Genomic DNA, 4,597 nt, shown 5'->3' with positions numbered 1-4,597 from the left:
CCGTGGACCCCCTCGACAGGACGCCGTCGTCCCGGTACCGGGTACCCAGAAGCTCCAGTGCCGTGGTCGCGGTGAGCCCCTCCGGGACCTCCCGGCAGGAGACCGGAACCCCGTAGCGGTCGAACCGCTCCAGCAGCGTGTCCAGTGTGCGGAAACTGTGTTGCGCCGCCACCAGCAGATGGGCGAACGGCATCGGATCGCCGGTTCGCACGTCCCACCACGAGCACGGCCCGACCGGGTCGAGGAGCAGTTCGTCCAGCTCGTCCGGCGCGAACGGGGCACGCAACGGCACGGGGAACCCGTAGTCCTCCAACCTGGCGATGACGTCCGGCAGCGACCGTCCGGCCGCCGCCAGGAGCATCCGGGAGTAGGGGAACGGACCCGGCGGGCCGTGGTCGACGGGGTCGCCGAACCGGTGGTCCTCGAACAGGGCCAGGTCGTCGACCGAGGCGTCCACCGGGAACACCTCCGGCAGGCAGAAGCCGTAGGCCCTGTACAGCCACAGAACCTCTGCCGGGTTCTTGCGCAGGGCCGCCGCGGCCCTGAGGACCTGCCGGGGTGACAGGGGAAGGCCGGCCTCCCACCAGGCCGACGACCCTCCGCAATGGTCCCGGAGGAGAGGCAGGGTCCAGGCCGGCGGATGCTGCGGCAGCCCCGCCGGATCCGCCGCCAGCCCGTACTCGGCGAACAGTGCGCACACTTCGCCGACGCTGATCCCGCGTTGAGCGCTGACCTGCGCGATCCGACCCATCGGCACCGTCTCCCCGACGGTGAACCACCCGCGACGAAGGTTGTCACCGTCACGCCGCAGCAGCCCGTCGGTCAGGGCCTTCCAGGCCAGTTCCACCACACCCTCCGGGACCGTGAGACCGAGGTTGCTCCAGTCGTCGGCGAGCTCCCCCAGTCGACGCCCGTCTTCCTCGGCCGCACTGACCAGGTCGGTCACCGTGACCTGACCGGGGACATCGTCCGGTGCCCGACTCAGTGTCTGCTGCACAACCACTGAGAGGGGAAGCCGCTCGGGGAAGCCCTCCGGCCTGACGTCGTGCAGCCCGAGCCGGGCCGCGCGCCGGGCCGCGTCCCGGAGTTCCACCCCCCAACGCGCCACAGCGTCGGCGAGTTGCTGCCCCGACCAGGACCTGTCGGGGTGCCAGCTGCTGTAGTCGTTGGCCGTGTACTCCGACAACAGCAGCTGGTCCGACGGCATGGCCACGAGGACTTGCGTGTCGTTCCGCAACTCCGGGCAGAACTCTGCGAGTTCGTCAAGAAGCGGGTGCGGGGCGTTGGCGAGCAGGCGCCACAGGAAGACGTGGTCGGGAGGGAACCCCACGAAGTCCCAGAGGCTGATCCTCTGGTGCTCCCGGGCCGAGAACCTCGAGAGAAGCTGCGGGTCCGCCGGGAACACGCCCGTTCTCGCGGTGCGGAAGGAACTGCCGCCCAGCGCCAACGTCAGCCCCGCCCCAATGGCCGCTGCCGCGAGCAGATCGGCCAACTGCGGGCTGCCGTGGGCGATCTGACACACCCAGCCGTACTCCGGAAGCTGGTGCTCCCCGGCCGCCAGGGCACCCGCCGCCGGGGCGAGCAGATCCAGCAGGGTGGACGAGACGTCGTCCAGCACCTGGGCGCGGTCGGCGGAGAGCCGGCCGGGGGTGTACGGCCCGGTGAGGTTGACCACCACCCCGCTCAGGCCCGCCCCCATGCTCGACAGCACCCCGCGCCGGACCGCGGGCTGGACCACCAGCCCGTCCACCAACAGGGCCCCGCCGTACTCGGTCCAGGTCACCTGCGCGCCCTTCGGCGCCTCCGCCCAGTCGACCCGGCTGCCGTGGGCGCCGAAGCCGAACTGCTCCCGTTCCGGCTGCCGGCGGAACTGGAGCCGCCCGGCCTGCCAGTGCGCCAGCCGATTGCCGTGCACCACCATGGTCCCGAACTCGGCGACGCCGAGCACCCGTTCCAACACGTCGAGGCAGGACCAGCCGGCCGCGGCGGTCACCGAGTCCCGCAGGTGCAGCCGGACCGCCGTCCCGCACTCCTCGCCCCGCGCCGCACGCTCGACGATCCGGAAGAGGTGGCCGGGCCCGTGGATCGCCACCTCCAGCACCGGGCCCGGACGGCCGTCCGGGCCCATCCGGCAGGTGGTGACGGTGAGTTCGTCGGCGAGCATGAAGTAGCTGAGCACACCGATGCCGAACCGGCTGTTGGGGTACAGCTCCACCGGCGGGTCCAACCGGCTCCAGGCGGCGCGTTCGAGCTTGAACTCGGGCTGTTCGGCGAAACGGGCGCCCGCCTGCGAGAAGACGCCCCGCAACTCGGCGTCGCCCATGCCGATCCCGTTGTCCCGGCACTCGACGTAGGCGCGGCCGTGCTCGTCCACCCCCTGCTCGAAGGTGATCCGCCCCTCGTACATCCAGGACGCGGGCCCGGTCCGGTCCAGGTACTCGGTGCGCGCGCGGCGGTAGCGGCAGGCGTCCAGGGCGTTCTGGTACAGCTCCCGCACCGCGAGGTCGCGGTCCTTGTAGAGCTGGACGCCCATCAGCAGTTCGCGCACCTTGCGCTCGTCCGTCCGGAACCCGGCCCAGCCGTCGAACACACCGCTCGCCGGGCGGACCTGGTCCGCCGAGAGCCGGGCGGGCAGGCGCGGCATGGCACAGGTGATCCGCTCGCGCCCGGCCCGGTCGACGGCGTGCAGGATCTCGTCGGCCCGCGCCGTGCAAGCCCGCAGCCCCTCGATCACGGCCTCGTGGTGGCACTCGGCGCGGAGCACGGGGAGTGTCGCCTCGCCGCCCCAGACCGCCCGTTCGACGGTGTCCCGCAGCTCACCGAGGTCCACCGGGCGCGGGATGCCGAGGTGTTCCACCACGATGTCCGGCAGGGCGGTGAGGTCCAGACAGGTGCTGTGGGCCAGTGCGAGCAGCAGGACGAGCCGACGCTCCCGAACCCGCTGGTGGCCCGGTCCGCGCAGCCGGTCGTCGGCCGGGAGGTGGTCCAGGAACTCGATGTTGGCGACGTCCGGCCCGCGCCGGACACCGTGCAGCAGCCGGGTCACCCTGGCGGGGGCCAGGATCTCGCCGAGCGGGCGGGCCTGCTCGGCGACCAGGTCCAACAGCTCGGCCACGTCCGCCGGTTCCGCGAGCATCCCCCGGTGCAGCTGCCACCGGTGGAACAGCCACCACCCGATCGGCCCGGCCGACTCCGGTCGCAGTCTGGTCCGTTCGAGCAGCATGCCGTACTCGTCCCCGAACGCCTCGAAGGACTGCCGCTCGGGGCCCGCCCCCGCCACCGGGCCCAACCGTCCCGGCGTGACGACCGGCGCCCAACGGGCGGCCGTCCGCAGCTGGTTGGCGCGGTAGAGGAACGGCAGGACGACCAGCAGAGCCGCCTCGGCCGGGTACAGCTCGAACGGCCCGTCCGGGTCCGGCTCGCCGAGCAGCCACTCCACCTGTTCGGCGAACCGCACCGCCAGCCCCGGGTCCTGCCACGGATCGTCCGCGAGCGCGGCCCCGGCCCCGTCGCGCACCGCGGCCAGCGCGGTGACGACGGCGAGCACGTGCTGCCGTACGACCGTCGTGTCCCGGCCCGCGGGAACGTGGTCCCAGACGGCGGAGCGGTCGGCCGCGTCCGTCCACGGCTCGGGCCCGCCCGGCGCCCCGGTGGTGGTGGCCGGTGCGCCGGGCGACAGGTGGATGTGGACGTCCCCGCCCTGGATCACGGGACCGTGATACGTCCCGCCGCCCACCAGGTTCCTGACCTCCGCGTCTCCCACACCGCCAGTCTTAGCACGGCCGTCCGACGGCGCGCAGGCAGACCGATTTCCCGTCAGTCGTTCTGCCCGGCCGGGGCGTTCCCGGCGTCGGCCGGAGCACCGGCCGGCGCCGAGGCCGGGGCGTTGGCCGGAGCGTTGACCGGGGGGCGGCCCGGGGTGGTGGCCGGGGCCGATGTCCGGCCGCCGCCGTTGCGGACGTTGGTCGGGGAACCGGTCGGCGAACCCGTGGGGCTGCCGCTGGCACTGTCGCCGTCCTTCGGGTCCTTCCGGGGTGCCGGGTCGGGGATGTCGGCCATCGGCATGGTCTGCTTGGGCGTCCCGCGCAGGGCCTGGTTCATGGCGTCGCGCCAGATCGGCCCGGGGCCGTCGGCGCCGAAGACCTCCTTGCGGTACTTGCCGTTGATGGTGATGTTGCGCATCTCCACACCGCCGTTGGGGCCGCCGATCCAGACCGAGGTGGCGAGCTGCGGGGTGTAGCCGCTGAACCAGGCGGCCTTCTTCTTGTCGGAGGTGCCGGTCTTGCCGGCGATCTGGCGGTCCCCCTCCAGGCCGAGGTCGCGGCCGGTGCCGGTCTCGGTGACGCCGTTGAGGACGGTGTTCAGCACCTTGGCGGTGTCCGCGGAGAAGGCCGTCTCGCAGCGGGCGGGCGGGACCGGCACGTCCTTGCCGTCGACGGTGGTGATCGAGGTGACGGCGAGCGGGGCGCAGTACTTGCCGTTGGCGGCGAAGGTCGCGTAGACACCGGCCATGCTCAGCGGGCTGACCTCCTCGACGCCCAGGCCCATCGCGGGGACCTCCTCCAGCGGCTTGCCGCTCGCCTTGGTGGCGATGCCG

At 72.9% G+C, this 4,597-nt stretch carries 2 protein-coding genes; both read right to left on the bottom strand.

The features are described 5' to 3' along the window. Positions 1–3,709, bottom strand: a 3,709-nt coding sequence (locus tag VR45_RS39915; protein WP_052709733.1) for a hypothetical protein, incomplete at its 3' end; no start/stop codon positions are given. A gap of 107 nt (positions 3,710–3,816) precedes the next feature. Beyond that, positions 3,817–4,597 (bottom strand): penicillin-binding transpeptidase domain-containing protein (locus VR45_RS39910; protein WP_045944874.1); only part of this gene is annotated, 781 nt, incomplete at its 5' end.

This window comes from Streptomyces sp. NRRL S-495 (genome assembly GCF_000966955.1).
GTDB lineage: Bacteria > Actinomycetota > Actinomycetes > Streptomycetales > Streptomycetaceae > Kitasatospora > Kitasatospora purpeofusca.
The sequence above is the reverse complement of the archived record's forward strand: the minus strand, read 5'-3'. Positions and strand labels throughout refer to the sequence as shown.